The organism is Arthrobacter rhombi, from assembly GCF_039526245.1.
GTDB lineage: Bacteria > Actinomycetota > Actinomycetes > Actinomycetales > Micrococcaceae > Arthrobacter_H > Arthrobacter_H rhombi.
Genome location: NZ_BAAAIV010000003.1, coordinates 87,175 through 113,850, shown reverse-complemented (window position 1 = coordinate 113,850; position 26,676 = coordinate 87,175). Strand labels below are relative to the sequence as shown.

Here is a 26,676-nt window from a genome sequence, read left to right as displayed (position 1 = left end):
ACCGAAAGGCCACCATGAGTACTGCTGATTCACCCCTGAACGATATTTCGCTCACCCTCAACGACGGCACCGCGACCACGTTCGGTGAGGCCTTCGGCGGACAGGTCGTGCTGGTCGTCAATGTTGCTTCCAAATGCGGTTTCACTCCGCAGTACGAGGGGTTGGAGGAACTGTACAAGACCCATCGCGAACAGGGCCTGGCGGTCCTCGGCGTCCCGTGTAACCAGTTCAAGGACCAGGAACCGGGGACCGACGCGGAAATCGAGCAGTTCTGCCAGGTCAACTACGGGGTGACCTTTCCGCTCGCCCGCAAGGCCGAGGTCAATGGGCCCGAGGCCCACCCGCTCTACCGCGAGTTGACCGCCTACCCGTCGGGCACGGTTGAAGACGTTTCGTGGAATTTCGAGAAGTTCCTCGTCGGCCGCGATGGGCAGGTCCTGGGGAGGTTCAAGTCCAACGTGGAGCCACTCTCCGATGAACTGGTGGACGCTGTGCGCTCCGCGCTCTAGCCGGCACCGTAGAGACGGACGACCCCGCGTACGGCGGTCTCATACGTCGCATCCCAGGAGGTCTCCAGCCCCGGAATGCCAACCTGGGCAAGCTCCAGGCTGACCAGGCCGTGGACCTGTCCCCAGATGGCCGCGGCGACCAGATGGGCTGGCTCCTGCGACCCGGCTTGCTCCAGCAGGGCCGCCACCGTGCTGTGAACGGGCCCCATGGAAGACGCGGCGATGTCTTCCGCCGGCCGGCAATCGAAGCCCGCGGCTGACGCCCCGCCGAACATGAGGCCATAAAGGGCGCGGTGCCCCAGCGCCCATTGCCGGTAGGCGCGGCCCAGTGCGGCCAGGCCGTCGCGGGCGGCCAGGCGTTGGGAGTCCCCGAAGGAGGTAAAGGCCTCTTCGATCACCGCAGTGAGCAATTCTGCCTTCCCGCCGAAGAGTGAATAGATGGCGCTCGTCGAGGTTCCAGCCGCGGCCGCCACCTCGCGCAACACCAGGCCGGAGTGGCCGCGTTCGCAGATGTGTTCCGTGGCCGTGGACAACAGCCGGGCGCGCAGTGCAGCATCGTGGATAACAGGTCTTGCCATGGACTCCATCATTCCATAACATCGTTCCATAACGACGTTTCACCACCAATTGAGGGCAGCGACGATGGCGGCACCGGTGGAGGCGGGTAGGTATACAGCCGTTCCCGAGGAGGAAACGGTGACGGTATTCCTGATCGGGATGCGTGCCAACCGGTGGTGGAAGGTCGCGCCGGTCTTCCGCACGGCGGCCGCGATGCCCAGGATGTTGCGCCACCTGGCGGTCGATCCGGACGCTGGCCTGCTGGGGTACCACCAATGGCCGGGGCGGACCACAATCCTGCTGAGCTACTGGAAGAGCCCGGAACATCTGCAGCGCTTCGCTGCCGACAGGGACGCTCCGCATCTGGAGGCCTGGCGCCGGTTCACGCGGGAGTCGGCCGGCAGCGGCGATGTCGGGATCTGGCACGAGACCCATCAGGTGCAAGCCGCGGACCAGGAATCCATCTACACCGACATGCCTGCCTTCGGGCTCGGGGCCGCCACGCGTCGCGTCCCCGTCGGAAGGGGAACGCACACGGCCCGCCAGCGTCTGGGACGCCCGGCGGGGCCGCCTAGAACTCGATGACCTGGCGGACCGCACGCCCGGCGGCGAGCTCGTCCATTGCCTCGTTGAGGTCTTCCAGCGCGATGTGCCGGGTGATCAGTCGCTCCAGCGGCAGTTTTCCGGCCCGCCACAGCTCGACGAACCGGGGAATGTCCCGGGCCGGGACGGCCGAGCCGAGGTAGGACCCGATGATTGACCGGGCCTGGGCCGTCAATCCCAGCGGGCTGATCCGTGAGACGGCGCCGGGTGCCGGGAGGCCCACGGTGACCGTTGTCCCGCCGGGACCCGTGAGTCCCACGGCGGTTTCGAACGCGATCGGATGCCCGGCCGCCTCGATGACGTAGGTGGCCGTGAGGCCGTCATGGGTGGCCTGCTCCGGGGTCAGCGCGTCATCGGCGCCGAGCTGACGGGCCAACTCGAGCTTGTCGGGCTGCTGGTCGATCCCGGTGACCCGACCTGACGTGACGGCGCGGGCCACCATGAGCGCCGCCATGCCCACCCCGCCGAGCCCCACGACGATGATGTCGTCTTCCGCGCCGGGGCGGGCCGCGTTGAGCACGGCGCCTCCTCCGGTCAGCACCGCGCAGCCTAGTACCGCTGCGATGTCAGCTGGGACGTCGGCATCGACGGGAACCACCGACCGCCGATCCACGACGGCACCGGTGGCGAATCCGGAAACCCCCAAATGGTGGTGGACCGGCTCGCCGTCTGCGGCCGTCCCGCGGCTCAGGCGGCGTCCGCCGCCGAGCAGCTCGCCGGCGTTGTTCGAGGCGGACCCGGCAGAACACGGCAGGCGGCCGTCGGTGGAGCATTCCCTGCATTCGCCGCACCGTGGCAGGAAGACCATGACCACCCGCTGGCCGATCGCGAGGTCATCGACGCCCTCACCGAGTTCCTCCACGATTCCTGCCGCCTCGTGCCCCAGGAGCATGGGCACCGGGCGGACCCGGTTGCCGTCGACCACCGAGAGGTCGGAGTGGCAGACTCCCGCCGCCTCGATCCTGATCCGCACTTCGCCGGGGCCGGGTGCCGAGAGGCGGAGTTCCTGGATACGGAGGGGAGCGGAAGCGGCAAAGGGCTGGTCCGCGCCGATCGTTTCCAGGACCGCGCCGCGAATGGTGGTGGATTCCTGTGCTGTGATGCCGGTCATGCCACTACCTTATGGTGTGTTTCAGAACAGTGTTGGCTGCGGTTCAAGTCCCTGTGCCGCGAGGGCGGGCGCTCCGGGGGCGGGCTGGCGGCTTCCTCCGGTGAGGCGCCGGCCAGCCGGCTCGTCCGGATCCGGGGTGGCATCGAGGCCATGGCGAGCCAGCACGCCGGCGACCCTCCGGGCCAACCAGGCCCGGTAGTCGGCCGGCGCATAGGAGGACCGTGCGTACATCGAGCGGTAGGCGCTACCCAGGTGCGGGTATTCGCGGTCGATCCAGGCCAGGAACCATTCGCGGGCGCCGGGGCGCAGATGCAGCGCCCCGTAGATGACACGGGTGGCCCCGGCGTCCTTCAGGGCGGCGACCGCCGTCTCCAGATGGTCGATGGAATCCGTGAGGTACGGCAGGATCGGCATGAGGAAGGCAGTGACCTTGAACCCACGGTCCGCCGCCGCGCGGACGGTGGCCAATCTGGCAGCTGTGGTGGGGGTGCCGGGTTCGACCCGCTGCTGCAGGTCATCGTCGAAGATCGCGATCGACATCGAGATGTCCACCGGAACTGCGGTGGCTGCGTCTTCGAGCAGGGGCAGGTCGCGGCGCAGGAGCGTGCCCTTGGTCAGGATCGACATGGGTGTGCCGTGCTCGGCCAGCGCGGAGATGATGCCGGGCATCAGCGAGTAGCGGCCTTCGGCACGCTGGTAGGGGTCGGTGTTGGTGCCCAAGGCGACGAGGTCGTGGCCCCAGCGGGGCTTGGCGACCTCGGCGCGCAGGACGTCGGCGATGTTGACCTTGACGATGACCTGGGAATCGAAATCGGCTCCGGTGTCCAGATCCAGGTAGCGGTGCGTGCTGCGGGCAAAGCAGTAGACGCAGGCGTGCGAGCAGCCACGGAACGGGTTGACGGTCCAGTTGAAGGGCATGTTGCTCGCGGCGGGGACCTTGTTCAAGGCCGACTTGGCCAGCACTTCATGGAAGGCCATGCCGGCGAATTCGGGGGTGCGCACGGTCCGGACCAGTCCGCGCACACCAAACAACTCCGGCGCCGACGCGTCGGTGGGCTGTGCCGTATCCACGGTCTGGGTGCTCCACCTCATGCATTTGATTAGAACATATGTTCTAATTCACGGCAAGCGGGAGGTGCCGCCGTCGTGCTGGTGTTACTTGACCAGCTCCGGATAGTGGAGCTGGGCGGTCTCCGGGTGGGCGCGCAGCCAGCCCTTCAGGACGTTCGCGCCGTAGGAGGAGAGCATCGGGTTGGACGGGTCGTCGGAGACCCCGCGGGCCTGGGCAGCCAGGTCGGCCGGCAGCGGGACCGTGTTGATGACCGAATCCAGCCGCGGGGACCAGAAGAAGGGCACCGAGTAGCGGTCGACGCCGGGAGCCGGGGCCGTGACGCGGTGGATGGTCGCCATGAGGTAGCCGTTGGTGGCGACCTCGAGCATCTCGCCCAGATTGACCACCAGGGCGCCGGAGATCGGGTCGACGGTGATCCATTCGTCCTGGCCGTAGGGCTTGACCTCCAGGCCGCCGACCAGGTCCTGCAGCAGCAGGGTCACGAAGCCGTAGTCCGCGTGCAGGCCCACTCCCTGGTTGCCCGCCTCGGGGACCTGGCCGCCGACATAGTGCACCAGCTTCCCCATCCAGGCCGGGGCCGCGTCGAAGGGCTCGTTGAAGTAGTCCTCGGGCAGGCCCAGCGAGACGGAGATGGCCGCCAGCAGTTCGGCGCCCACGCTGGACATCAGGTCGGCCCAGGCCATGGCGACGCGCTCGAGTTCGGGGAACGAAGCCGGCCACTGGTTGGGGCCCTGCAGGTTCAGGTAGGGGCGGTCCGCCGGGTAGGAGTCCAGCGCCTGCCGCTCGGGGCCGTAGTCGATCTGCTCGCGCGAATCCGCGCGGCCCTGCGTCATTTCCTTGCCCAGGCGGGTGTAGCCGCGGAACTGGGCCGAGGTGCGGTTGTCCAGCTTCAGACGCTCCTCCAGCGGCAGCTTGAAGAAGGCGTCCATCGTGTCCAGCAGTTCCTGGGCCTGCCCGGGGGCGGCGCCGAAATCGGTGAGCTGGAAGAAGCCGACGTTGTGCGTCGCGTCGCGCAGGACGTCGATGAAGTCGGGGTTGAAGCTGCCGTCTGCACTGCGTGCCGTGGAGAAGTCCAGGACCGGAACGGAGGTTCGCACAATAGTCATGGACGTAACGTTAGGACCGTTTCGCCCTGCTTGAACAGCGATCGTTACGCTTCGTTCCGTCATATTGCCCCACATTTCGGGTCCCTTGACTTATCTGCACACTGAGGGATCGGCAGGTCGCCGCTGCAACTGGCCCCGGTGTTCCCTAAGCTGGGGCGGTGATCTTCAAAGCAGTCGGCGAGTCCCGCCCCTACCCCGACCACAGCCTCGTGACGCCCCGCGACTGGGCCGACGTCGCCCCGCGCCAGGTGCGTCTCGATGAACTGGTGACGACCAAGACCACCCTGGACCTCGCCGCCCTGTTGGCGGAGGACTCCACGTTCTTCGGGGACCTCTTTCCCCATGTGGTGCAGTGGCGGGGCGCGCTGTACCTCGAGGACGGGTTGCACCGCGCGGTGCGGACGGCGTTGCACCAGCGTTCGGTGATGCACGCACGCGTCCTGGTGTTGGAGGGCTGAGACGTGGAACAGGACAAGGACCCCGAGGACTGGCACGGGCACCGCATCGTCACCGAGGACGACCTCTCCGAGGGGTTCGCCACCGATGACCCCGAGCGGGTGGACAACCCGCGCTATTACCGGCGGCGCCTGATGCACGGCATCGTGCTGGGCCTGCTGGCTGCGCTGCTCATCGTCGCACTGGTTTTCGCCTATCTGGTCAAGACGCACCAGGTGGTCATCCCGGCACTGGAACCCCAGCCCACCGAGGCCGCCGCGGCCCCGAGCCATGACCCGGTCGCCGCCGCCTGCCCGCAGGACGTGTTGAAGTACGCCCAGCCGAAGGACGTCACGCTGAATGTGCTCAATGGGACGAAGACCCCCGGGCTGGCCGGTGCCACCGCCCAGGTCCTCAAGCAGCGTGGCTTCCGGATCGGGGAGGTCGGGAACGCGAAGCTGAACAACTCCAAGATCGTCGCCGCCGTGGTCTCCGGGACGTCGGGGCGCTCCAAGGCGCTGACGGTGCAGCGCCAGGTGCCCGGCACCGAGTACGTGAAGGACGCCAAGCGCAGCGCCGACACGGTCGACTTCATCATCGGGGAGAAGTACCAGATCAAGAAGGTGCTGCCGCAGGGCAAGGCCAAGACCCAGGACGGCAAGCTCAGCTGCCCGCTCGCCGTGAAGGCGGCCCAGAAGAAGGCCCAGAAGGCCGCGGCCTCCTCGAAGGCCGCGGCGTCGGAGGCGGCCAAGCCCTAGCCGGAGGCCTAGTTGCAGCCCTGGGGGCCGCAGGCCGGGCCATCGGCACCCGCGGGGGCACCGGCGTCGTTCCCTGCATTGACCATGGTCAGCGGCGCCTTTTCCTGCCAGGCGGTGGTCAACGCCTCCGCGAAGAGCTCGGCGGGTTGGGCGCCGGAAATGCCGTACTTCATGTCCAGCACGAAGAACGGGACGCCGGTGATGCCCAGGGCGCGGGCCTGGTCGAAGTCGGCCTCGACCTCAGCACGGTATTGATCCGACTCCAGGACCTGCACGACGGCGTCCTCGGGTAGTCCGGCTTCCGCGCCGAGGGTGCGCAGCACCTCTGCCGAGCCGGTGTCCAGCCCCTTCTCGAAGTGCGCGGAGAGCAGCAGTTCCTTCAGTTCGCCGGCCCGGCCGTGTTCGGCGGCCAGGTGCAGCAGGCGGTGTGCGGTGAACGAGTTCGCCGGGCGCAGCGCATCGAAATCATAGGCCAGTCCCTCGCCGGCGGCCTCGCTGGTGACGTGGGAGAGCATCTGGGAGACCTGGGCCGGGTCCATGCCCTTCATCTGGGCCAGGTACTCGGCCTCGGTGCCGTCGTAGTGCCCGGGCAGCGAGGGGTCCAGCTGGTAGCTGTGCCAGGTGACATCGATCTGGTCGCGGAACCCGAGGGTGCCCAGGGCGGATTCGAAACGGCGTTTGCCGATGAAGCACCACGGGCAGGCGATGTCGGACCAGATGTCAACGGAAAGGCGGGGAGAAGTCATGTACGTTTCAACCTCTCCCCGCCGGTCGCTATTCCCGGATCAGTTCTGCCAGAACGGGTAGTCGATGTAGCCGACCGGGCCCTCGGTGTAGAAGGTGGAGGCGTCCGGATCGTTCAACGGCAGGCCCTCGCGCCAGCGGCGCACCAGGTCCGGGTTGGCAATGGCCGGGCGGCCGACAACCACGGCGTCGCCCCAACCATTCGCGGCTACCGCTGCGGCGTCGTCATAGGTGGTGACCGTCTGGAATCCGGTGTTGAGCAGGACCGGCCCGCCGAAGCGTGAGCGCAGGTCCTGCACCAGGGTGCCCGAAGGGTCGTCATGCAGGATGCTCAGGGCGGCCAGGCCCAGCGGGGCGATCCCGTCCACGAGGGCGCCATAGGTGGCGGCGACGTCGGCAGGATCGGTTTCCAGCGCGCCCTGGACGTTGTGCTCGGGGGAGATGCGCACTCCGGTGCGTCCGGCACCGATCGCCTCGGCGACTGCGGTGACGACCTCGATGACGAAGCGGGCACGGTTCTCGGGGGACCCGCCGTACCCGTCGGTGCGCACATTGGCGCTGGGCGCGAGGAATTCGTGCAGCAGGTAGCCGTTGGCTCCGTGCAGCTCCACGCCGTCGAATCCTGCCTCGATGGCGTTGCGGGAGCCCTGGACGAATTCCTCGACGATGCCCGGCAGCTCGTCGGCGGTCAGGGCGTGGGGGACCGGGTAGGCGTGCTTGCCGGTGTAGGTGCGGGAGACGCCGTCCACCGCGATGGCGCTGGGAGCCACGACGTGCTCCTGGCCGGTGGTCTCCTGATGGGTGACCCGGCCGGCGTGCATCACCTGGGCGACGATCAGCCCACCCTCGGCGTGGACGGCGTCGGTGACGCGCTTCCAGCCGGCAATCTGCTCCGCCGTCGCGAGCCCGGGCTGGCGGACGAAGCCCTGGCCGGTGGTGCTGGGGTAGACGCCCTCGCTGACGATCAGGCCCATGGAGGCGCGCTGGCGGTAGTACTCGACGACATCGTCCGTCGGCACCCCGTCCAGTGCAGAACGTGAACGGGTCAACGGTGCCATGACCAGCCGGTTGGCCAGCTCGAGGTCACCAAGGGTGAGGGGGTGGAACATGTCCATGGGTGTGGGCTCCTGTACGTCTAGGGGGTTGCCTGATGCAACAACCAGTGTTGTGCGGCGTATTCCCCCGGGGCCCAGAGGTGGGCGGCATCACGGGCCGCCAGGGAGATCAGTCCCGGCTGTGGACGCCACCGCGGATCCAGGGGCCCACCAGATCCAGGCCGACCTGGTGGCGGACGGGTCCGTAGACGCTGAATTCCCCATAGACGGGGTGGTTGACGTCGAGGCGTTCGAGTCCGTCCTGTGGCGCGGATTCCCCGCCGCCGGCCAACCCCAGGGCGCGCACCGCCTTGTCTGGCGCCTTCGAGGAACCGGCGACGGCCACGCCGCCGACCATCCAGGCCTCGCCCAGGGCGGAGAAGTGGGCCGGGCCGCGGACGACGAAGGTGCCGGCCTCGGGCGTTTTGACCAGGGCCTGGACAGCGAGGTCTTCGCGTAGTGCCGAGCAGGCCAGCTTCACGGCCGGCAGATCGCGCTTGGCGTTGCCCGGCAGATCCTCCAGGGAGGTGGGGGCGGTCAGCTCGGGGGCCTCGGCGGCGGTGGGAGCTGGCAGTGAGCCGTCGAGGAACGTGTCGACGAAATCGCGCTCGCCGATGACGGGAATGCCATAATCGCGGGCCTTGCGGGCCTTCGACGATTCCACGCTCGGGTCACCGGCCACCAGCAGGCTGGTCTTCTTGGACACCCCCGGACCGACGACAAAGCCGGCAGCGGTGACGGCCTGGGCCAAATCGTTCTTGTCGATCGTCTCCAGCGAGGTGAAGACGACCTGGTCGCCGGGTTCGAGGGTGATGTTCTCCATGGGTTCCAGCGTACTGTGCCTCCGGCGGTGGCCGTCAGCTGGCGGCCTGCACCTGCTGCAGCGCCCACGTATTGCCGTCAGGATCGGCGAAGTACACGAAGCGGCCCCACGGCTGGTCGTCCACCTCACTGGCTTCGACGCCCCGCGCACGCAACTCATCCCGGGCCGCGTCGGCATCGTCGATGACCAGCTGCAGGCCCCGCTGGGATCCGGGGGCCATGTCGGTGATGCCCGTGCCGATGACCACCGAGCAGGCGGATCCGGGTGGGGTGAGCTGGACGAAGCGCAGCTGCTCGGTGACCTGGAAGTCATGGTCGGCAACGAAACCGACCTGCCTGACGTAGAAGTCCTTGGCGCGGTCGACGTCGCTGACCGGCACGGGAACGAGTTCGAGTTTCATGTCCATGGGCTTCAGGGTAGGGCGGGGGAGGCCTGCTGGACAGGTTTGCCGGTGAGACCCCGGTTCACACCACGCGATGCAGGGGATCCTGCCCCGTGGCCAGACGCCGCACCTGCTCCACCGCGGTGGCGGTGGCGAGGCGGATGAACTCGCGAGTGTTTCCTGCCATGTGCGGGGTGACCAGGCACCCCGGGGCCGTCCACAACGGGTGGCCGGCGGGAAGCGGTTCCGGATCGGTGACATCCAGGGCTGCACGCAGCCGTCCGGCAGCCACCTCGGCGAGGAGGGCGTCGGTGTCGACCACCGCGCCGCGGCCGATGTTGACCAGGAGCGCGCCGTCGGGCAGGGCGGAGAGGAATTTCCCGTCCACGAGCCGCTCGGTCTCCGGCGTATGTGGGAGCGTCACGACGACGACGTCGGCACGCGGCAGCACTGCGGGGAGCTCCTCCAGTGCGTGGACGCGGAGTCCGGCGTCGGTGGTCCGTGCCCGGGACGCCACCGGAAGGATCGCGGCCGGCCGGAAGGGTTCCAACCGGGACACCACTTCGCGTCCGACGCCGCCATGTCCCAGGACCACGACGGTCGATCCGTGCAACGACGACGTCCACACAGGAGCCCACTCGCCCCGACGCTGCTGGTCCACGGCGGTCGGCAGGGCGCGCAGCGACGCCAGGATCAGGGCGAGTCCGTGTTCGGCCGTCGCGTCCTCGACGGCACCGCGCGAATTGCTCACCACAACCCCGGCGGGCAGATGGTCCAGTACCCACTCGTAGCCGAGGGAGAGCAGGTGCACCTGGCGCAGGCCGGTGATCTGGCCGATCCGGGGACGATGCTCGTGCCGACGGGGACGTTCGGTGATGAGGAGGTCGGCGTCGGGCGCCGGGAGTCCGTCATCATCGATGTGCCAGATGACGGCTTCCACTCCGGGTCCTCCCACGGCCTGCGCCAGGTCGGCCGACGGGACCAGGACACGCAATGCCACGGGGTTTCCTCTCATCCTGTTGTCCCGGTGGCGCCGAGTCCGGCGTCACCGATGTGGGACCAGCCTACAAACGAAGTGCTTCAGGACCACCACAGGCCGCCCAAGAACAGGGCGCTTCCGACGACTGCCCCGGCCAGCACCTGCGTCGGGGTGTGGTGGCGGACCTCGACGCGGGACCAGCCCACCAGCATCGTCAGGAGGAGTGCGGCCGCTGACCCCCAGGCGAACGGTGCACAGACGCTGAGCCCGATGAACGCAGCCACTGCCGTATGCACTGAGAGCTTCCACCACAGGTTGACGAGGGCACAGACCAGCAGGCCGGCCAGGATCAGCGCCATCGCCCGGAAAACCTCGGCCGGTGCGTGCAGCAGCACCTCGGCCCCACACCCGATGAGCAGCGAGGCCGCGGCACAGACGAAGACCGGCCAGCGTTGGGCCCGCTCCCTGACATGGAGGTCGGTGACCTGTCCGGCTCGCTTCATCCACAGCAGGAACAGCCAGGGGAGCCCGGTGGTGAACACGGCGGCGACGAGTCCCTGCAGCCAGCTGGCTTCCGGGGCGCGCAGCGGCAGCAGCAGGAGGTAGGCGCTGACCAGCACCGCAGGGGACAAGGCGTGGGTGACGGCCCAGGCGAACCGGGACCCAACGGCGCGGGATTGGAGGACGGGTTCCATCTGCCACACCCCCCTGGAATCCGCGCCCAGACGGTCCGGACGGCCCTTCCATCCTAGGGTGCGGGCCATCCATTGGACTCCCGGTGGAACTCTGGGACGATCGGATCATGACGAATCATCAGATGGTCCTGACCTCCGATCTGGCCCGTGCGGCCCGCGCGCTGACCCAGGTCTCGCCCCGGACCATCGCCCGGGAGGCCGGACTGGAGAAGAAACAGCTCCGGCAGTTCGAAAAGGGCAACCAGCCGATGGCCGCCGAACCGGCCGCCCGTCTGATCCGGGCCCTGGAGCACTACGGAGCCGTCTTCATTCCCGATGACGAACAGGGCGGATACGGGGTCCGCCGGAAATACAACGCCGCGAAGGTCCGCCGCCTCGAAGCCTGGGAGGACGAGGGCGGGCCGGCAGCGGACGACGACATCTAGCCAGGAACCACCACCGTTAACGAAACGACGGACCCCGGAAAGCAAGCTCTGCCGTGTGGGGTCCGTCGTTGGTTGGCCACCCACCCCGCCGGCCGAAGCCGGGTCCAATGGAGGGGACGCCGCGGGGTGGGTGGTGGCTGGTTAGGCGTCGATGGTGGCCTTCGCCTTTGACTGGCACAGGAACCGGGTGTAGGCCGGAACCGTGAGGAACGCGGGGTAGGCCTCGCGCAGGGCGCATTCGTCGAAGATCTCGCGGGCGTCGACGAACCGGTCGCCCTCGAAGCGCTCCATCTTGGCGAATTCGTCCTCCATGATGTCCTCGACGAACTCGGCGGTGATGAGCTCGCCCTCGTCGGTGACGGCACCCTGGTGGATCCACTGCCAGATCTGCGAGCGGGAGATCTCGGCGGTCGCCGCATCCTCCATCAGGTTCTGCAGCGCCACGGCGCCGTTGCCGCGCAGCCAGGACTCGATGTAGCGGATCCCGATCTCCACGTTCATGCGCACGCCGTTCTCGGTGATCAGGCCCTGGGTGCCGGCAATGTCCAGCAGGCCCTTGTCATCGGGGATGACGTCCTCGCGCTGGCGGTCCAGCTGGTTGGGCTTGCCGCCGAGGGTCTCGTCGAAGACCTCGCGGGCCACCGGCACCAGGTCCGGGTGCGCCACCCAGGAACCGTCGAATCCGTCGGCCGCCTCGCGGGTCTTGTCGGCGCGGACCTTCTCGAAGGCCACGGCGTTGACTGCCTCGTCGCGACGGTTCGGGATGAAGGCGCTCATGCCGCCGATCGCCATCGCCCCGCGGCGGTGGCAGGCCCGCACCAGCTGCTCGGTGTAGGAGCGCATGAAGGGTGCAGTCATGGTCACCATCGCCCGGTCCGGCAGCACGAACCGCGGCCCGCGGGTGCGGAAGTTCTTGATGACCGAGAAGATGTAGTCCCAGCGTCCGGCGTTCAGCCCGGCCGAGTGCTCGCGCAGTTCGTAGAGGATCTCCTCCAGCTCGAACGCCGCGGTGATGGTCTCGATGAGCACGGTGGCACGGATCGTGCCCTGCTCGATGCCCACGGCGTCCTGGGCGAAGACGAACACGTCATTCCAGAAGCGCGCCTCTTGGTGGTTCTCGATCTTCGGCAGGTAGAAGTACGGGCCGCGGCCGGCGGCGATGAGCCGCTGCGCATTGTGGAAGAAGTACAGCCCGAAGTCCACCAGCGAGCCGGAGGTCGACTTGCCGTTGATCGTCAGGTGCTTCTCCGGCAGGTGCAGCCCGCGGGGGCGGACCACAATGGTCGGCAGGTCGGTCAGCTTCTTGCCGGTGACCGTGTATTCCTTGCCCTCGGGCGAGGTGAAGTCGAGCTCGCCGTCGAGCACGGCGCGCAGGTTCAGCTGCCCGCCGATGACGTTCTGCCAGGTCGGGGTCGAGGCGTCCTCGAGGTCGGCCAGCCACACCTTGGCGCCGGAGTTCAGCGCGTTGACTGCCATCTTGCGGTCGGTCGGCCCGGTGATCTCCACCCGGCGGTCCTCCAGCCCGGGGGCCACCGGGGCCACGCGCCAGGAGTCGTCCTCGCGGATGTGGCGGGTCTCCTCCAGGAAGCGGGGGTCCTCGCCGGCGGCGATCTGGCGGCGGCGGGTTTCGCGTGCTGCCAGCAGTTCCTGGCGGCGCGGCTCGAACTCCGCGTGGAGCTTCGCCAGGAAGTCCATGGCCTGGGGGGTGAGGATCTGCTCCTGCCGGCGGACCGGGGAAGCGTTCAGCGTGATGCCGTTCAGGGTGATGGGGTCATTCATGGCGGTTCTCCTTCAAAAAAAGTGTGGGGTACGACGCCGGTGCCTCCCAGGGGGAGAGGAGGCACCGGCGTCGGGCTCTGGTTAGTGGAACTGGCCGGCTTCGGTGGAGCCTGCCAGGGCCAGGGTGGACGCGTTGGGGTTCAGCGTCGTGGCGATCTGGTCGAAGTAGCCGGTGCCGACCTCGCGCTGGTGCTTGGTGGCGGTGTAGCCGGCGGCCTCGGAAGCGAACTCGCGCTCCTGCAGCTCGACGTAGGCGCTCATGCCCTTCTCGGCGTAGCCGGAAGCCAGATCGAACATTGAGTGGTTCAGGGCGTGGAAGCCGGCGAGGGTGATGAACTGGAAGGTGAAGCCCATGGCGCCGAGTTCGCGCTGGAACTTGGCGATCGTGGCGTCGTCGAGGTGCTTCTTCCAGTTGAACGACGGCGAGCAGTTGTAGGCGAGCATCTGGTCCGGGTGCTCGGCCTTGACCGCTTCGGCGAACTTCTTGGCCAGCTCCAGGTCGGGGGTGCCGGTCTCCATCCAGATGAGGTCGGAGTACGGGGCGTAGGCCTTGGCGCGGGCAATGCAGGGCTCGATGCCGTTGCGGACCTTGTAGAAGCCCTCGGCGGTGCGCTCGCCGGTGATGAATTCGGCGTCGCGCTCGTCGACGTCCGAGGTGATCAGGGTGGCGGCCTCGGCGTCGGTGCGGGCGATGATGACGCTCGGGGTGTTCATGACGTCGGCTGCCAGGCGGGCGGCGTTCAGGGTGCGGATGTGCTGGCCGGTCGGGATGAGGACCTTGCCGCCGAGGTGGCCGCACTTCTTCTCCGAAGCGAGCTGATCTTCCCAGTGCACGCCCGAGGCGCCGGCGGTGATCATGGACTTCATCAGCTCGTAGGCGTTCAGCGGGCCACCGAAGCCGGCCTCGGCGTCGGCGACGATCGGGACCAGCCAGTCCTCGACCGACTGGACGCCCTCGGCGAACTCGATCTGGTCGGCACGCTGCAGCGCGTTGTTGATGCGGCGGACCACCTGCGGCACCGAGTTGGCCGGGTAGAGCGACTGGTCCGGGTAGGTCTGGCCGGAGAGGTTGGCGTCGGCGGCGACCTGCCAGCCGGAAAGGTAGATGGCGCGCAGCCCGGCCTTGACCTGCTGCACCGCCTGGTTGCCGGTGAGGGCACCGAGCGAGTTGGTGTACGCGCCGGTCTTCGCTTCCTCGGTCAGCTGGTTCCAGAGCTTCTCGGAACCGCGGCGGGCCAGCGTGTTCTCCTCGACGACGCGGCCCTGCAGGCGGACGACCTCGGCGGCCGTGTACTCACGGGTGAGGCCTTCCCAGCGGGGGTTGGCGCTCCACTCCAGCTCCAGGGCCTGCTCGCGTTCTGCGGCGGTCTGCTGGTTCTGCGTCATGTCGTTCTCCTCTGGTTCGCCCCGGGGTGACCCGGGTGGTCGACCGTCTCGGCACTGCTGCCGATCCGGCCGTTGTTTCGCTGTTCTTGTGCGTAGTGATCACTTTTCTCGATCCGCAAGGGGTTTTCTAGGGGTATTTGGTGGAAAGATTTGCGTTTCTTCCGCTATCCTCAAAAAGTGACTACTCCCACATGGAATCGACCGGCCGGCGGATCATCCCCGGACGGCCACGCGGCCGAACACGACGCAGAACTCGACTCGATAGCCCTGGGTCGGCGGGTGCGCCACCTGCGCAAGGCGAAGTCCCTCACCCTGGACGGGTTGGGGGAGCTTGTCGGTGTGGCTCCGTCGCAGTTGAGCCTGATCGAGAACGGCAAGCGCGAGCCCAAGGTCTCCCTGCTCAGGCTGCTGGCCGGGGCCCTGGATACGCGGGTCGATGACCTGCTCGGGGCGGAGCCGCCCAATCGCCGGGCCGCCCTGGAGATCGAGTTGGAGAAGGCGCAGCGCGGACCCCTGTATGGATCGCTGGGACTGCCGAAAGTCCGCGTCTCCTCGCGGTTGCCGATGGATGTCCTCGAGTCCCTCGTCGGTCTCCAGCACGAGCTGGAGCGTCGCCTCGAGCAGCAGTCGGCCACCCCGGAGGAGGCCCGCCGGGCGAACACCGAAATCCGTACCGAAATGCGCGAGCGCAACAACCACTACCCGGAGCTGGAGAAGCAGGCTCAGGGCCTGCTCGACGCCGTCGGACACACCTCGGGCCCGCTGTCCCACCACGTGGCAGCCGATCTGGCCGAACACCTCGGATTCGGCCTGCGGTTCGTGGGCAATCTGCCGCATTCGACCCGGTCGGTGACGGATCTGAAGAACCGCCAAATTTATCTGGTGCAGGGCTCACGCAGCGAGCATGACGCCCGCTCGGTGCTCCTGCAGGCCCTGGGGCACTATGTGCTGGGGCATGAAGCGCCGCGTGACTACAGCGAGTTCCTGCGCCAACGCGTCTACACCAACTACTTTGCGGCAGCTCTGCTGATGCCGGAGAAGACCACGGTGCGGTTCCTCGACGAGGCGAAGAAGAACAAGTCGCTGGCGATCGAGGACCTGCGCGATGCGTACGCGGTTTCCTACGAATCCGCGGCCCACCGGTTCACCAACCTGGCCACCGAGCACCTGGGCATCACCTGCCACTTCCAGAAGGTGCACGAGTCGGGGATCCTGCACAAGGCCTATGAGAACGACGGCGTCAACTTCCCCGCCGACCACACCGGGGCCATCGAGGGCCAGACCATCTGCCGCTACTGGACCAGCCGTGAGGTCTTCGAGGTCCCGGACAAGTTCCGCGCCTACGAGCAGTACACCGACACCGTGGTCGGCACCTACTGGTGCACGGCCCGCACGGAGCGGCACTCCTCGGGCACGTATTCGCTGAGCATCGGGGTGCCTTTCGAACACGTCAAGTGGTTCCGCGGCCGTGACACGACCGAACGCTCGAAGTCGCGATGCCCGGATGAGACCTGCTGCAAGCGTCCGCCCGAGGGACTGTCCCAGCTGTGGGCCGGACAGGCGTGGCCGGCCGCCCGCGCCAATTCACATCTGCTGGCGGCCATGCCCTCCGGGGCGTTCCCGGGCGTGGACGAGACGGAGGTCTACGAGTTCCTGCAGGCCCACGGCGGCTGAGTACGGGCGTGTCCGTTGGGTCAGCCGCGATCCAGCCAGGCCAGCACGGCCAACACCCGGCGGTGGTCGTCCGGTCCCGGTGACAGGTCGAGCTTGGTGAAGATGGCCGAGATGTTCTTCTCCACGGCCCCCGCGCTGAGGAACAACGTGGAGGCGATGGCGGCGTTGGTGCGCCCCTCGGACATCAGGCCCATGACCTCGCGTTCGCGGGGGGTCAGCGCGGCCAGCGGGGCGGCGGACCGTTGGCTGAACGCTGCGGAAACGACTTCGGGGTCCAGCACGACCCCGCCGGCGGCGATGCGCTCCAGGGCGCTGGTCATCTCCTCCAGCCGGGCGATCCGGTCCTTGAGCAGGTAACCGAGCCCGCCGGTCCCGGAGGTCGAGGCGCCGGCCAGCAGCTCGGTCGCGTACGTCAGCTCCACATACTGGGAGAGCACCAGGATCCCGATGCCGGGATGGTCGGCCCGGATGCGGGACGCCGCGGCCAGGCCCTCATGGCTGAACCCCGGGGGCATGCGGACGTCGGTGACGACGATGTCCGGCAGGTGCTCGGCCACCGCGGCCAGCAACGATTCCCCGTCGTCGACGGCGGCGACCACCTCGGCGCCGCCCTCGCGCAGCAACCGCACGAGGCCTTCACGGAGCAGGACCGAATCCTCGGCAAGCACGATGCGCATGCAGCCAGCGTACCGGCGCATTCGGGCGCATCGTGCCCGGCGGGCGGAGTGCTCAGGCTCCGAGCGGGATCACCGCGGTGATGGTGGTGCCGCCGTTGTCGGGGGAGTCGACCTCCAGGGTGCCGTCGACCCCGGCCAGGCGGTCGCGCAACCCGGCCAGCCCCGAACCCTTGCCCGGGTGCGCGCCTCCGACACCGTCGTCGTGCACTTGCAGGGTCAGGAAGCTGTCATGGGTGGAGAGGGTCAGCGTGCACTGGCCCGCGGAGGAGTGCTTGGCGGCATTCGTCAGCGCCTCGACGCCGGTGAAGTAGGCCGCCTGTTCGACGGATGCCGGGAATCGGCGCCCTGCACCGGGCCGGATGGCCAGTCCCACGGGCAGTGGCGAGGTGGCCGCGGCGGCCTCGAAGGCGGCGACGAGCCCACGGTCGGTGAGGATCGGCGGGGCGATGCCCCGCGAGAGGGCGCGCAGTTCGGACAGCGCGTCCTTCGAGTGGGACAGGGCGGCGTCGATGAGCTCGCGGGTGGACTGGTCGGCCGGATCGATCCGGCGTTTGGCGGCTTCCAGATCCATGGCCATGCGCACCAGCCGCTGCTGGGGCCCGTCGTGGATGTCGCGTTCGATCCGGCGCAACGTGCCTGCCTCGGCGGCGATGACCTGGCTGCGCGAACTGCTCAGCCGGGTGGCCTCCTCGCGCAGGGCCCGTCGCTCGTTGGTGAGCAGCCCGACGGCGAGTGCGCGCTGCAGCTGGGCCAGGTGCCGGGTGAGTGGGAACAGGGTCAGCAGGAAGAAGATGCCGAGCCCGATCTGGATCCACGGGTGCCAGACGGGGTCGATGCCGAGCAGGTCCCACACATCTTCCTTCGGTTCGGGGATGAAGCCGTACCAGAACCACTGGGTCAACCCACCCAGGGCCCCGGCGGCCCAGCTGACCGTCACGGAAAAGGCGAGGATCCGCACGGGGAACGCGACCACCGCATGGACCAGGTCCTTCCACCGTTGGGTGTCGCCCAGCGGGCTGAGCATGCGGCGCAAACCGGAGCCAGACGCCGGCTGCCGGTAGTACGTCGGCGGCAGCGGCCCGGAGTTCCAGCTCGCCAGGGCCCGCTCCCCGGAGGCGAAGAAGCTGGCAGTCAGGAGTGCGCCGACGAGTACGAAGACGCCGACGTAGACGATCGCGGTACTCACACCCGCGGAAAACAGGGCGATGGCCAGGGCGAACGCGATCACGCCGATGAACAGACCGGCCAGGTTGTAGCCGATGTCCCGACCGAGTTGGGAGAGGCGGGAGGGCGCTGCGGCAGGGGCCTCCCGGGTGCGGTGCTCCCCGGTGCCTTCGGGTGGGGGATCAGTGTGGTCCATCGGTCTGGAGTCTAGTGCCGACGGGAAATCTGGCAGGACGGTCATGGCTGCTCTTTCGCTGGAAGGGGATCGTTGTCTTCCATCCTTCCGGGCCCAGGTCCCGCGGTCTGCCGTGCTTGCCCCCGGTCCCGGCGGGGGTTAACCCCACCGCGGGCACCGTCATTTCCTGCCGTGCGACTATCCTGCCGGCCGTCGATCGGGTGTGCGCCCGGCGCCGCGCAGCGCCTGTCCCGGTTCGCCGGGAGCCGGCAGGGTGGTCCGCTTCCGGAACGTGGCACGCTGCCCGGTCCGCGGGTTCTTGGTCTCCGGCAGCGGGCGCGGCACGCGGGGCGGCGCCTTGCCGAATACCGAGGGCTCATCCGGGGTGCCGAACTTGATGTGGTTGAAGATGATGTTCATGAGGATCGCCATCACCGCGGCCGAGCTGATGCCGGAGTGGAAGATCGTGCTGAACCAGGTGGGGAACTGGTCGTAGAAGGTCGGGGCGGCGATCGGGATCATGCCGAAGCCGAGCGAGGTGGCGACGATGACCAGGTTCATGTTGTTCCGGTAGTCCACGGCGGCCAGGGTGCGGATGCCGCTGGCTGCCACGGTCCCGAACAGCACGACTCCGGCACCGCCCAGCACCGAGGTCGGGACTGCCGCGACGACGCGTCCCAGCACGGGAAGCAGACCCAGCACGATCAGGATCACGCCACCGGCACTGACCACGAACCGGCTCTTGATGCCGGTGATCGCCACCAGGCCGACGTTCTGGGCGAAGGCGCTTTGGGTGAAGGAGTTGAACAGCGGCGAGATGACGCTGGAGATCATGTCGGCGCGCAGCCCGTCACCGATCCTGCGGGAGTCGACCTTGGTCTCCACGATCTCTCCGACGGCCAGGATGTCGGCGGTCGTCTCCGTCAAGGTCACCAGGATGACGATCAGCATGGAGATGATGGCCGGAAGCTCGAACGTCGGCGGACCGAAGGCGAAGGGGGTCGGGAAGGCGAAGACCGGACCGTTGCCGACACCGGAGAAGTCGGCCATGCCGAACACCACCGCAATGCTGGTGCCGATGACGATGGCCAGCAGGATCGAGAGCCGCGAGATCGTGGCGCTTCCGAGCTTGCTCAACAACAGCACGACCAGCAACGTCACCCCCGCCAGCGAGATGTTGGCGACCGAGCCGTAGTCGTCGGCCTTCGCATTGCCGCCCATGGCCCAATTCGCTGCGACCGGCATCAGGGTCAAGCCGATGATGGTGATGACCGTCCCGGTCACCACGGGCGGGAAGAACCGGACGACCTTGGCAAAGATCGGCGTGATGAGCAGGCCCACGGCCGAGGCGACGATCACGGCACCGAAGACCGATTGGATCCCGCCGCCGCCGGCGATGATGGCCGTCATGGTGGCGACCCCGGAGAAGGAGACGCCCTGGACCAGGGGTAGTTGCGACCCGAAGAACGGGATGCCCACGGTCTGCAGGACCGTGGCCAGTCCGCCGACGAACAGGCAGGCGGCGATGAGCAGGCCGATGTCCGCCGAATCCATGCCGGCCGCCGCGCCGACGATCAGGGGCGGGGCAATGATTCCCCCGTACATGGTCAGGACGTGTTGGAATCCGTAGGCAAAGGTCCTGCCCCACGGCAGGCGTTCGTCTTCGGGGCGCACGGTGTTCGTGGCGCGGGATGTCTTGTGGTTCATGCTGGTCACCTCTTGGCCGATAAGTGGCTGGGAGCGGCGAGGACCCCGGACCCCGCTCTGCGGAACCCCCTTGTCCCACCGACCGTGCTAATTTCGCATGTCGGAAACAAGATCTCGTAATGAATGAAAGTGAACTGGATCACGCCGTGTCCTGTCAAGGGTTAGGCTGCGTGGATCAGCCGACGGGCCGCGGCGCTGTGCCGGGCGATGAGTGCCTCGATGTCCAGTCCGGGGATGGTTCCGTCAATGACCCGCCATTGCCCGCCGACCATCACCCGGTCGGCGTGGTCGGCGCCGCAGAGCAGTAGCGCCGCGATCGGGTCATGGATGCCCGAGAAGCGCAGGGCATCGAGGGTGAACAGCGCCAGGTCGGCCTGTTTGCCGGGCCGCAGCTCGCCGATGTCGCTGCGGCCCAGCGCCCGGGCCGAGCCCCGGGTGGCCCACCCCAGGGCCTGTTCGGGGGTGACCGCCGCCGCCCCGTAGTGCAGCCGCTGCAGATAGAGCGCCTGCCGCGCCTCGAGGATCATGTTGGAGGCGTCGTTCGATGCCGACCCGTCGACCCCGAGCCCCACCGGTGAACCGGCGGCCTCCAGTTCCAGGACCCGCGCGGTGCCCGAAGCCAGCCGCATGTTGGACGTCGGGCAATGCGCGACGGCGGTTCCCGCGGCACCGAGCCGGGCGATCTCCTCGTCGCTGAAGTGGATCCCGTGGGCCAGCCAGGTGCGCTCGTTCAGCCATCCGACCGACTCCAGGTAGTCCACGGGGCGTTGGCCGAACATGCGCAGGCAGAAGTCCTCTTCATCCAGGGTTTCGCCCAGATGGGTATGGAGCCGCACGTCGTGCTGCGCGGCCAGGGCCGCCGTGTCGGACATGAGCGTGCGGGTGACCGAGAACGGCGAGCAGGGGGCCAGGCCGATGTTGATGAAGGCCCCGGCCCCGCGCTCGTGGTACTGCCCGATGAGCCGTTCACTGTCGGCCAGGATCACCTCGGCATCCTGCACCGTCTGCTGGGGTGGCAATCCGCCGTCGTCCTCGCCCAGGGTCATGGACCCGCGGGTGAGCATGCCGCGCATGCCCAGTGAGCGCATGACCGATACCTCGATGTCGATGGCCTGCTCCAGGCCGTCGGGGAAGAGGTAGTGGTGGTCGGCCGCCGTGGTGCAGCCGCTGAGCAGCAGCTCGGCCAGCGCAACCGTGGTGGCCACTTCAAGATCGGCCGGGGAGAGGCGCGCCCAGACCGGATACAGGGTGGTCAGCCAGGGGAACAGTTCGGCGCTGGCCACCGGTGCCCAGGCGCGGGTGAGCGTTTGGTAGAAGTGGTGGTGCGTGTTGATTAACCCGGGAAGCAGCACGTGCCGGGAGGCGTCGAAGACGTCGGTGCACGGGGTGGTCGGCTGCTGTCCAGCGGCCAGGACCTCGACGATGATCCCGTCCTGGATGACCAGTCCGCCGGTGGCGTCGAGTTCGTTGGCGGTGAAGGCTGCGAGGGGGTTCTTGAACCAGGTTCGTTCGGGGGTGGTGTGCACGGTCTGCTCCTTGGCTCGAAGGTGGACTTCGGGCCGGACAGCGACCGCCGGCTCATCGAAGCCAGCTCAGTGGTGCCTGTCTGCTGATCCAGGATCTGCACACTGCAGATGGGAACCGAGCCTAGGGAGCCGACGGGGAGGGGTCAAGGGTCCACTGGGGGGCTGGTGGTGACCTGCTTCATGGGGCCGTGTGGCGTGGGTGCGGCGAAACCAGTGGCTCTACGGAGGATATGCCGAAGTTAAAGCGGCAGAATCGGGAATATCCATGTTTCCTGCAGCAGCCTCCGAGGGGACGAATGAATTCCCGTCGAAAGTGGCTGGGCGGTTGAGGTTCCCCGCGGGCTCGGGCAATCTGTCGGGAGATCGCGAATCAACTTCAGGGAGGGCCCCATGGGCATGCAGAAGCCGGAACACGTCGTCATCGTCGGGGCGGGCATCGTTGGCCTGTCGACCGCCTGGTACCTCCAGGAACAGGGCACGCGCGTGACCATCGTCGACCGGACCGGAGTCTCCGCCGGTTCCTCCTGGGGCAACGCCGGCTGGCTCACCCCGGCACTGACCCTGCCGCTGAGCGAGCCGTCCGTCCTGACCTATGGGCTCAAGGCCATGTTCAACCCCAACTCCCCGCTGTACATCCCGCCGACGACCGACCCGTCGCTGCTGCGCTTCCTGATCGGGTTCGCCCGGCATTGCACCCCCGGCAAGTGGCGCGAGGCCATGAAGGTCTTCAGCGAGATCGGAGCCACCGGGCTGGACGCCTTCGCGGAGATCACCGAGGGGACGAACTCCGTCGCCGAACCGACGAAACCTGCGGAACCCTTCCTGGCAGCATTCGCCAGCGACAAGGACCGCGAAGGACTCGTCCATGAGTTCGAAGGCATCCGGCAGGCCGGCGGCACCGTCGACTTCGACGTGATATCAGGGGACGAGATCCGCGGCCTGGAGCCGACGCTGGGCTCCGACGTCGTGGCCGGCGTGAAGATCCACGGCCAGCGCTTCATCAACCCGCCGAACTTCGTGGAATCACTGGCTGCATCCGTCCGCGAGCGCGGCGGGGAGATCATCGACGGCTTCAGCGTGACCAACGTGGAGGAACACGGCCAAAGCGTCACCGTCACCGGTTCCAGCGGACGGAACATCACGGCGGACTCCGTGGTGCTGGCCACCGGCGCCTGGCTCGGTAGCCTGGCCCGCCGTTTCGGCGTCCGCCAGGTGGTCCAGGCCGGCCGCGGCTACAGCTTCACCGTCAAGCCCGATGCCATGCCCACCCACCCGATCTACTTCCCGGCCCAACGCGTGGCCTGCACCCCGCTCGGGGACCGCTTCCGCGTTGCCGGCATGATGGAGTTCCGCAACGCCGACGCACCGCTGGACCCCCGCCGGATCCAGGCGATCATCAACGCCGCCTCGCCGATGTTCACCGGTATCGACTGGGAGGACCGGCAGGAGGAATGGGTGGGTGCCCGGCCGTGCACCGCCGACGGACTGCCGCTGATCGGGGCCACGAAGTCATCGCGGGTGCACGTCGCCGGCGGCCACGGCATGTGGGGCGTTGCCCTGGGTCCGCTCACCGGCAAGATGCTTGCCGCCGAGATGACCGGGCAGCCGGTATCGCCGCTGATGCGCCACTTCAACCCACTGCGCTAAGGCGCGGGTCCGCGTCGATCAGCACTCCAGATGGGCGCGGACCTGCAAGCCGTCGGTGGAGACCCAGCCCTGCGAGGCGGCGTAGCCGAGCATCTGGGCGAAGCCCTCCCCCCCAGCGGTGCCTTCTTCCGCCCCGGCAGATTTCAGGGCACCGATGGACAACCAGGCGTGGTCGCCATCCAACGTTCCCCAGCCAGCCGCCTCGAGCGCGGAAGCCACGTCGGCGCTGGCGAGGTCCGGTGCCACGACTTTCAGCTCACGGAGGTTGTCCAGCTCGTGAATGGTTGCCTGGTGGGCGCCGGTGATCTCTACGTACATGGGGACAGGCTACGCCGGCCCGGGCGAACAAATTGCCGTGCATCTGCCGTAGCTGCGGACGTAGGGTGGCGTCTACGGGCAACGAACAGGGAGAGACATCATGGCAGCCAAGAAACGGTTCAACGAACTCGGCGCCGGCGGCAAGATCGGCGTCATGGTCTTGGGGGCGGCCCAGGTGGCGCTGCAGGGTGCCGCGCTGAAGGACCTCAAGGATCGACCCGCGGCACAGGTGAAGGGGCCCAAACTCCTGTGGTTCGCCGTCAGCTTCCTGAACTTCGGCGGTCCGATCGCCTATTTCCTCATCGGGCGCAAGAAGTAGGCCCCGTCAGGCGGTGACCCGGTCGACCGGGACCACCGTGACATCGCGCAGCACTCCGGCATCGGCCACGGCGCTCATGTAGGTGCACACCGGCTGGCGGCGCCGGTCCGTCGGCGAACCGGGGTTCAGCAGGCGCAGCCCGGTGTCGGCGGTGGTGTCCCACGGGATGTGGCTGTGCCCGAAGACCAGCACGTCAGTGTCCGGGAACGCTTCGGCGCAGCGTTTTTCCCGGCCCGTGGCCGCGCCGGTCTCATGGGTCATCGCGAACCGGATGCCCTCGATCTCGACCCGTGCGGTTTCCGGAAGCCGCGAGCGCAGCTCGTCGCCGTCATTGTTCCCCCACACCCCGACCAGCCGCCGGCAGCGCCGCTCCAACTCGTCCAGCAGGGCCGGTTCGACCCAGTCGCCGGCATGGAAGACGACGTCGGCCGCCTCCAGCTCCCGCCACAGATCAGGATGCAGTCCGCGGGCGCGCTTCGGGAGGTGGGTGTCGGCAATCAGGACCAGGCGGGTGCTCATGCCCGCATCCTCCCACGAACCCCGGCACCGGCGCGGGCGCGATGCACCGCGTAGGCCGCCAGCCAGGCCACTGCCAGTTCCACCCCGATGACCAGCAGCATCAGCTGGCCATGTTCGGCACCTGCTGCCCCGGCCCCCCTCAGGTGGGATCCGCCGTCGTGCACGGCATGGATGCCCATTCCGCCCGGGACTCCGAGGGCTATGACCGCGTGGGCCAACGCCATGGTGATCGACATGCCCACCAGGGCCAACGAACCCCGGCAGCCCGGCCGGAGCACCGAGTGGACGGCGCATCCCGCGCAGGACACGGCCATGACCGCCAACACGATGCCGAGGGCGGCGCCATGGCCGCCGTCCACCACCATCAGTACGTGCAGCACCACGGACGCCGCGGTCAGGCCCGCCGCGGCGAACCCCGGCCAGGCCGACATGGCTACTGGTGGCAGGAGCTGCCGGCCCCCGGCGCGGGGACGTCGAGCACGGGGGAGCGGTCGAAGAAGCCCTCGGGCCGCAGCTTGAAGCCCACGGTATCCACGGGCATGATCGGCCAGTCCTCGGTGCGCGGGAAATGCGTGAGCCCGAAGGTGTGCCATACGACGACGTCCTGGCCGTCGAGGTCCCGGTCGGCCTCGATCCATGCGGGGATGCCGGCGCCACCGGGGTGCTGGTTGACGAAGTCCCCGGTGGGGTAGCGCTGGGAGTCGTCGTGCCGGGTCACCCACAGCGCCTTGGAGGCAAACGTCGCCCGGCGGTGGATCGAGGAGCCCTCATCCGCCAACAGGGTCGGCTGTCCCTGCGGGTGGAGCTTGTAGCCGACCGGTTCGCCGAGGCGGTTGACGGCCTGCGGATTCTGCACCACCCAGGTGCGGGCGGCCTCCGGCTTGGCGTCGCGGGCTGCCTGGGATTCGGTGGCGAGCACGGTGCGGCTGCGGGTGAAGGCGTTGCCGCGCGGGTTACCGGGGCCCATGGGCACGCGCACCGCATCCTCCTCCAGCACCCGGCTGGCACCGCCGTCCAGGGCGAAGTCCAGCCGTGCCCCGAAGAGGTGCTGGTGGAACGGAGCGCCGAGGCCCGGAGCCATCTCGGAGGCGTACGGGTAGTCGCCGCCCGGGTGCGCGCTGGTGAAGACGACGCCGGTGGCCTTGGCCTCGAACTCGATGGTGCCATCGAGGTAGAGGTACCAGTAGAAGCCGTAGTCGTAGTTGCCGACGGTGGTGAAGAAGGAGATGACCAGACGGCGGTTGCGGCGCGTGTAGTTGATCCCGCTCCACAAATCGGAGTGCTTGGCCAGGATGGAGGCGTCCTCCTCGTGCAGGCAGATGCCGTTGGTGATGGTGCGCGGGTTGCCCAGCGCATCGGCCACGGTGGGGGAGAGGTAGTGGATCTCGCCCAGGCAGTCGCAGCCCAGTTCCAGCGAGTTCGCGAATTGGCCGACCAGGTATTCGCCGGTGTCGAAGTAGTTCTGCCAGCTGCGTACCGGGGACGGATCGCCATAGGGCACGACCATTTCGGCGATCGAGGCGCGGTTCAGGATGCGCCGCGTGCGGCCCTGGTCCTCGAAGCCGATGTTGTGCAGGACCAGGCCCTCGCGGACATCGAACCCGATGTCCAGGGACCACTTCTCCCAGTCGACGTGGTTGCCGTTCGTGACCGTGAAGCTCGGTCCCTCGGGTTGGGTGATCTCGATGGGCTTCTGCGTGGTGCGCACCGGAGAGGTCAGCTCCGGGTCCGTGTAGTTGCCGTGTTCGGCAGGGACGGGGACGACGGCGATGTCCAGGACCTGGTCGACGGTCTTGTTGGTGACATCCACGTAGGCGACGAGCCCGTCGACGGGGTGGGCCCACGCGGAATCCCCGGGGTGCTCCTGGACAAAAGCGAGACCGCGCAGGATGCGCCGGCCCTTCTCCTCCGGGTATTCGAAGACCCCTGCCGACAACGGGGCGACACGGACCTTCTCCACGTCGAGCCCGCGCTGGTCCAGGGCGGCCAGCCATTCCGGGTGGGTGGACAGAATCTGCTCGACCACCTCGAATTCCTCCTCCAGCACCGGCAGTTCGCCGGTTTCGGCGGTATCCAGTTCGGTGGCGTCGAGGACCGCATGCGCGGTGGCGCTGACGCTCAGGTCCCGGGCCGGACCGCCGGCGGTGTCCAGGGTGAAGACGCGGAAGATGCGCTCGACCGCGGCGTCATCCGCCCGGTTCCGGGGCGGGTCCGCCAGGCCGAGGTAGGCGATGCGGGAGGAGTCGGGGAAGTACCCGCCCTCGCGGAGGACGCCGACCACGGCGGTGATCTCCGCGGGCGTGGGCAGGATGTGGGCTCCCGCCGTGACAGTGCCGGGGGTGGTGTCGGTGTCGTGGCAGGAGGGGCTCATGGCGTGCCTTTCGCTGGGAAGCGCCCCACCGGAACGTGGTGTGGATCACTTCTTTTTTCTATGACTGTAGAGAATACGGGTCGCATAGGCTGGTGGCAAGACCCCCGGCCTGACGGGGCC

Annotated in this window: 28 protein-coding genes; 8 read left to right on the top strand and 20 right to left on the bottom strand. The window is 68.2% G+C overall.

The window, feature by feature from the left end; all coding sequences use genetic code 11:
- Positions 1–14 precede the first annotated feature (14 nt).
- A complete protein-coding gene (locus ABD088_RS01525) occupies positions 15–509 on the top strand; it encodes a glutathione peroxidase (protein ID WP_343899617.1) in 495 nt (164 codons plus the stop codon).
- Here ABD088_RS01525 and ABD088_RS01520 read toward each other — a convergent pair.
- Positions 506–1,087, bottom strand: coding sequence for a TetR-like C-terminal domain-containing protein (locus tag ABD088_RS01520; RefSeq protein ID WP_343899616.1), 582 nt, complete (start codon positions 1,085–1,087; stop codon positions 506–508). The two genes, ABD088_RS01525 and ABD088_RS01520, sit on opposite strands and share 4 nt — an antisense overlap.
- Before the next feature lie 118 nt (positions 1,088–1,205).
- Here ABD088_RS01520 and ABD088_RS01515 point away from each other — a divergent pair, with 118 nt between their 5' ends.
- Positions 1,206–1,652 carry a DUF4188 domain-containing protein gene (locus ABD088_RS01515; protein ID WP_343899614.1) on the top strand — a complete coding sequence of 149 codons (447 nt, stop codon included), beginning with the start codon at positions 1,206–1,208 and terminating at the stop codon, positions 1,650–1,652.
- On the opposite strand, the gene ABD088_RS01510 is transcribed toward ABD088_RS01515, so the two are convergent.
- The 3 genes from ABD088_RS01510 to ABD088_RS01500 form a co-directional block, all read right to left on the bottom strand.
- The gene (locus tag ABD088_RS01510; RefSeq protein ID WP_343899613.1) at positions 1,639–2,781 is read right to left on the bottom strand and encodes an alcohol dehydrogenase catalytic domain-containing protein; all 1,143 of its coding nucleotides are present in this window, start codon (positions 2,779–2,781) and stop codon (positions 1,639–1,641) included. The genes ABD088_RS01515 and ABD088_RS01510 overlap by 14 nt on opposite strands.
- Positions 2,782–2,802: 21 nt before the next feature.
- Positions 2,803–3,873, bottom strand: coding sequence for an Rv2578c family radical SAM protein (locus ABD088_RS01505; RefSeq protein WP_343899612.1), 1,071 nt, complete (start codon positions 3,871–3,873; stop codon positions 2,803–2,805).
- A gap of 63 nt (positions 3,874–3,936) precedes the next feature.
- Positions 3,937–4,959 (bottom strand): isopenicillin N synthase family dioxygenase, encoded by a 1,023-nt coding sequence (locus ABD088_RS01500; RefSeq protein ID WP_343899611.1) that lies wholly within the window; start codon positions 4,957–4,959, stop codon positions 3,937–3,939.
- Positions 4,960–5,117: 158 nt separating this feature from the next.
- On the opposite strand from ABD088_RS01500, the gene ABD088_RS01495 reads away from it, so the two are divergent.
- Together ABD088_RS01495 and ABD088_RS01490 are read left to right on the top strand one after the other, a co-directional pair.
- The gene (locus ABD088_RS01495) at positions 5,118–5,417 is read left to right on the top strand and encodes a type II toxin-antitoxin system VapB family antitoxin (RefSeq protein WP_343899609.1); all 300 of its coding nucleotides are present in this window, start codon (positions 5,118–5,120) and stop codon (positions 5,415–5,417) included.
- A 3-nt stretch (positions 5,418–5,420) separates the two neighbouring features.
- Complete coding sequence (locus ABD088_RS01490) at positions 5,421–6,152, top strand: LytR C-terminal domain-containing protein (RefSeq protein WP_343899608.1); 732 nt, start codon at positions 5,421–5,423, stop codon at positions 6,150–6,152.
- Between the two features lie 8 nt (positions 6,153–6,160).
- On the opposite strand, the gene ABD088_RS01485 is transcribed toward ABD088_RS01490, so the two are convergent.
- The 6 genes from ABD088_RS01485 to ABD088_RS01460 form a co-directional block, all read right to left on the bottom strand.
- Entirely contained in the window at positions 6,161–6,898 is a 738-nt protein-coding gene (locus ABD088_RS01485; protein ID WP_343899607.1) for a DsbA family oxidoreductase, read from the bottom strand.
- A gap of 39 nt (positions 6,899–6,937) precedes the next feature.
- Positions 6,938–8,011 (bottom strand): alkene reductase, encoded by a 1,074-nt coding sequence (locus tag ABD088_RS01480; RefSeq protein WP_343899605.1) that lies wholly within the window; start codon positions 8,009–8,011, stop codon positions 6,938–6,940.
- A 109-nt stretch (positions 8,012–8,120) separates the two neighbouring features.
- The gene (locus ABD088_RS01475; RefSeq protein WP_343899604.1) at positions 8,121–8,813 is read right to left on the bottom strand and encodes a BRCT domain-containing protein; all 693 of its coding nucleotides are present in this window, start codon (positions 8,811–8,813) and stop codon (positions 8,121–8,123) included.
- A gap of 34 nt (positions 8,814–8,847) precedes the next feature.
- Positions 8,848–9,219 (bottom strand): VOC family protein, encoded by a 372-nt coding sequence (locus ABD088_RS01470; RefSeq protein WP_343899603.1) that lies wholly within the window; start codon positions 9,217–9,219, stop codon positions 8,848–8,850.
- Positions 9,220–9,277: 58 nt separating this feature from the next.
- Positions 9,278–10,195: an NAD(P)-dependent oxidoreductase gene (locus ABD088_RS01465; protein WP_343899602.1), complete on the bottom strand. Its 918-nt coding sequence runs from the start codon at positions 10,193–10,195 to the stop codon at positions 9,278–9,280.
- Between the two features lie 80 nt (positions 10,196–10,275).
- Entirely contained in the window at positions 10,276–10,869 is a 594-nt protein-coding gene (locus ABD088_RS01460; protein WP_343899601.1) for a phosphatase PAP2 family protein, read from the bottom strand.
- A 107-nt stretch (positions 10,870–10,976) separates the two neighbouring features.
- Here ABD088_RS01460 and ABD088_RS01455 point away from each other — a divergent pair, with 107 nt between their 5' ends.
- Positions 10,977–11,294, top strand: a complete 318-nt coding sequence (locus ABD088_RS01455) for an XRE family transcriptional regulator (protein WP_343899600.1) — start codon at positions 10,977–10,979, stop codon at positions 11,292–11,294.
- Between the two features lie 141 nt (positions 11,295–11,435).
- On the opposite strand, the gene aceB is transcribed toward ABD088_RS01455, so the two are convergent.
- Both aceB and aceA read right to left on the bottom strand, forming a co-directional pair.
- Positions 11,436–13,073: a malate synthase A gene (aceB, locus tag ABD088_RS01450; protein WP_343899598.1), complete on the bottom strand. Its 1,638-nt coding sequence runs from the start codon at positions 13,071–13,073 to the stop codon at positions 11,436–11,438.
- 81 nt (positions 13,074–13,154) lie between these two features.
- Positions 13,155–14,459: an isocitrate lyase gene (gene aceA, locus ABD088_RS01445; RefSeq protein ID WP_343899596.1), complete on the bottom strand. Its 1,305-nt coding sequence runs from the start codon at positions 14,457–14,459 to the stop codon at positions 13,155–13,157.
- 177 nt (positions 14,460–14,636) lie between these two features.
- Here aceA and ABD088_RS01440 point away from each other — a divergent pair, with 177 nt between their 5' ends.
- Positions 14,637–16,133, top strand: coding sequence for a helix-turn-helix domain-containing protein (locus tag ABD088_RS01440; protein ID WP_372710755.1), 1,497 nt, complete (start codon positions 14,637–14,639; stop codon positions 16,131–16,133).
- A 20-nt stretch (positions 16,134–16,153) separates the two neighbouring features.
- On the opposite strand, the gene ABD088_RS01435 is transcribed toward ABD088_RS01440, so the two are convergent.
- The 4 genes from ABD088_RS01435 to ABD088_RS01420 all read right to left on the bottom strand — a co-directional run bounded on the left by ABD088_RS01435 (position 16,154) and on the right by ABD088_RS01420 (position 21,382).
- A complete protein-coding gene (locus ABD088_RS01435) occupies positions 16,154–16,810 on the bottom strand; it encodes a response regulator transcription factor (protein ID WP_343899593.1) in 657 nt (218 codons plus the stop codon).
- Between the two features lie 52 nt (positions 16,811–16,862).
- The gene (locus tag ABD088_RS01430; RefSeq protein ID WP_343899591.1) at positions 16,863–18,170 is read right to left on the bottom strand and encodes a sensor histidine kinase; all 1,308 of its coding nucleotides are present in this window, start codon (positions 18,168–18,170) and stop codon (positions 16,863–16,865) included.
- 177 nt (positions 18,171–18,347) lie between these two features.
- Complete coding sequence (locus ABD088_RS01425) at positions 18,348–19,856, bottom strand: nucleobase:cation symporter-2 family protein (protein ID WP_343899590.1); 1,509 nt, start codon at positions 19,854–19,856, stop codon at positions 18,348–18,350.
- Positions 19,857–20,017: 161 nt separating this feature from the next.
- Positions 20,018–21,382, bottom strand: a complete 1,365-nt coding sequence (locus ABD088_RS01420; RefSeq protein ID WP_343899588.1) for an 8-oxoguanine deaminase — start codon at positions 21,380–21,382, stop codon at positions 20,018–20,020.
- 390 nt (positions 21,383–21,772) lie between these two features.
- Between ABD088_RS01420 and ABD088_RS01415 the strand changes: the two genes are divergently transcribed.
- Positions 21,773–23,029, top strand: coding sequence for an NAD(P)/FAD-dependent oxidoreductase (locus tag ABD088_RS01415; RefSeq protein ID WP_372710758.1), 1,257 nt, complete (start codon positions 21,773–21,775; stop codon positions 23,027–23,029).
- 18 nt (positions 23,030–23,047) lie between these two features.
- Here the strand turns inward: ABD088_RS01415 and ABD088_RS01410 are convergent, their stop codons facing one another.
- Positions 23,048–23,347 carry a hypothetical protein gene (locus ABD088_RS01410; RefSeq protein ID WP_343899587.1) on the bottom strand — a complete coding sequence of 100 codons (300 nt, stop codon included), beginning with the start codon at positions 23,345–23,347 and terminating at the stop codon, positions 23,048–23,050.
- A 100-nt stretch (positions 23,348–23,447) separates the two neighbouring features.
- On the opposite strand from ABD088_RS01410, the gene ABD088_RS01405 reads away from it, so the two are divergent.
- The gene (locus ABD088_RS01405) at positions 23,448–23,666 is read left to right on the top strand and encodes a PLDc N-terminal domain-containing protein (RefSeq protein WP_343899586.1); all 219 of its coding nucleotides are present in this window, start codon (positions 23,448–23,450) and stop codon (positions 23,664–23,666) included.
- 6 nt (positions 23,667–23,672) lie between these two features.
- On the opposite strand, the gene ABD088_RS01400 is transcribed toward ABD088_RS01405, so the two are convergent.
- The 3 genes from ABD088_RS01400 to ABD088_RS01390 are packed head-to-tail and all read right to left on the bottom strand — an operon-like array spanning position 23,673 to position 26,556.
- A complete protein-coding gene (locus ABD088_RS01400) occupies positions 23,673–24,185 on the bottom strand; it encodes a metallophosphoesterase family protein (RefSeq protein WP_343899584.1) in 513 nt (170 codons plus the stop codon).
- Positions 24,182–24,616 (bottom strand): hypothetical protein, encoded by a 435-nt coding sequence (locus tag ABD088_RS01395; protein WP_343899583.1) that lies wholly within the window; start codon positions 24,614–24,616, stop codon positions 24,182–24,184. Before ABD088_RS01395 ends, ABD088_RS01400 begins: the two co-directional genes overlap by 4 nt.
- Positions 24,617–24,618: 2 nt before the next feature.
- Positions 24,619–26,556 carry a primary-amine oxidase gene (locus ABD088_RS01390; RefSeq protein ID WP_343899582.1) on the bottom strand — a complete coding sequence of 646 codons (1,938 nt, stop codon included), beginning with the start codon at positions 26,554–26,556 and terminating at the stop codon, positions 24,619–24,621.
- Between the last annotated feature and the right edge of the window lie 120 nt (positions 26,557–26,676).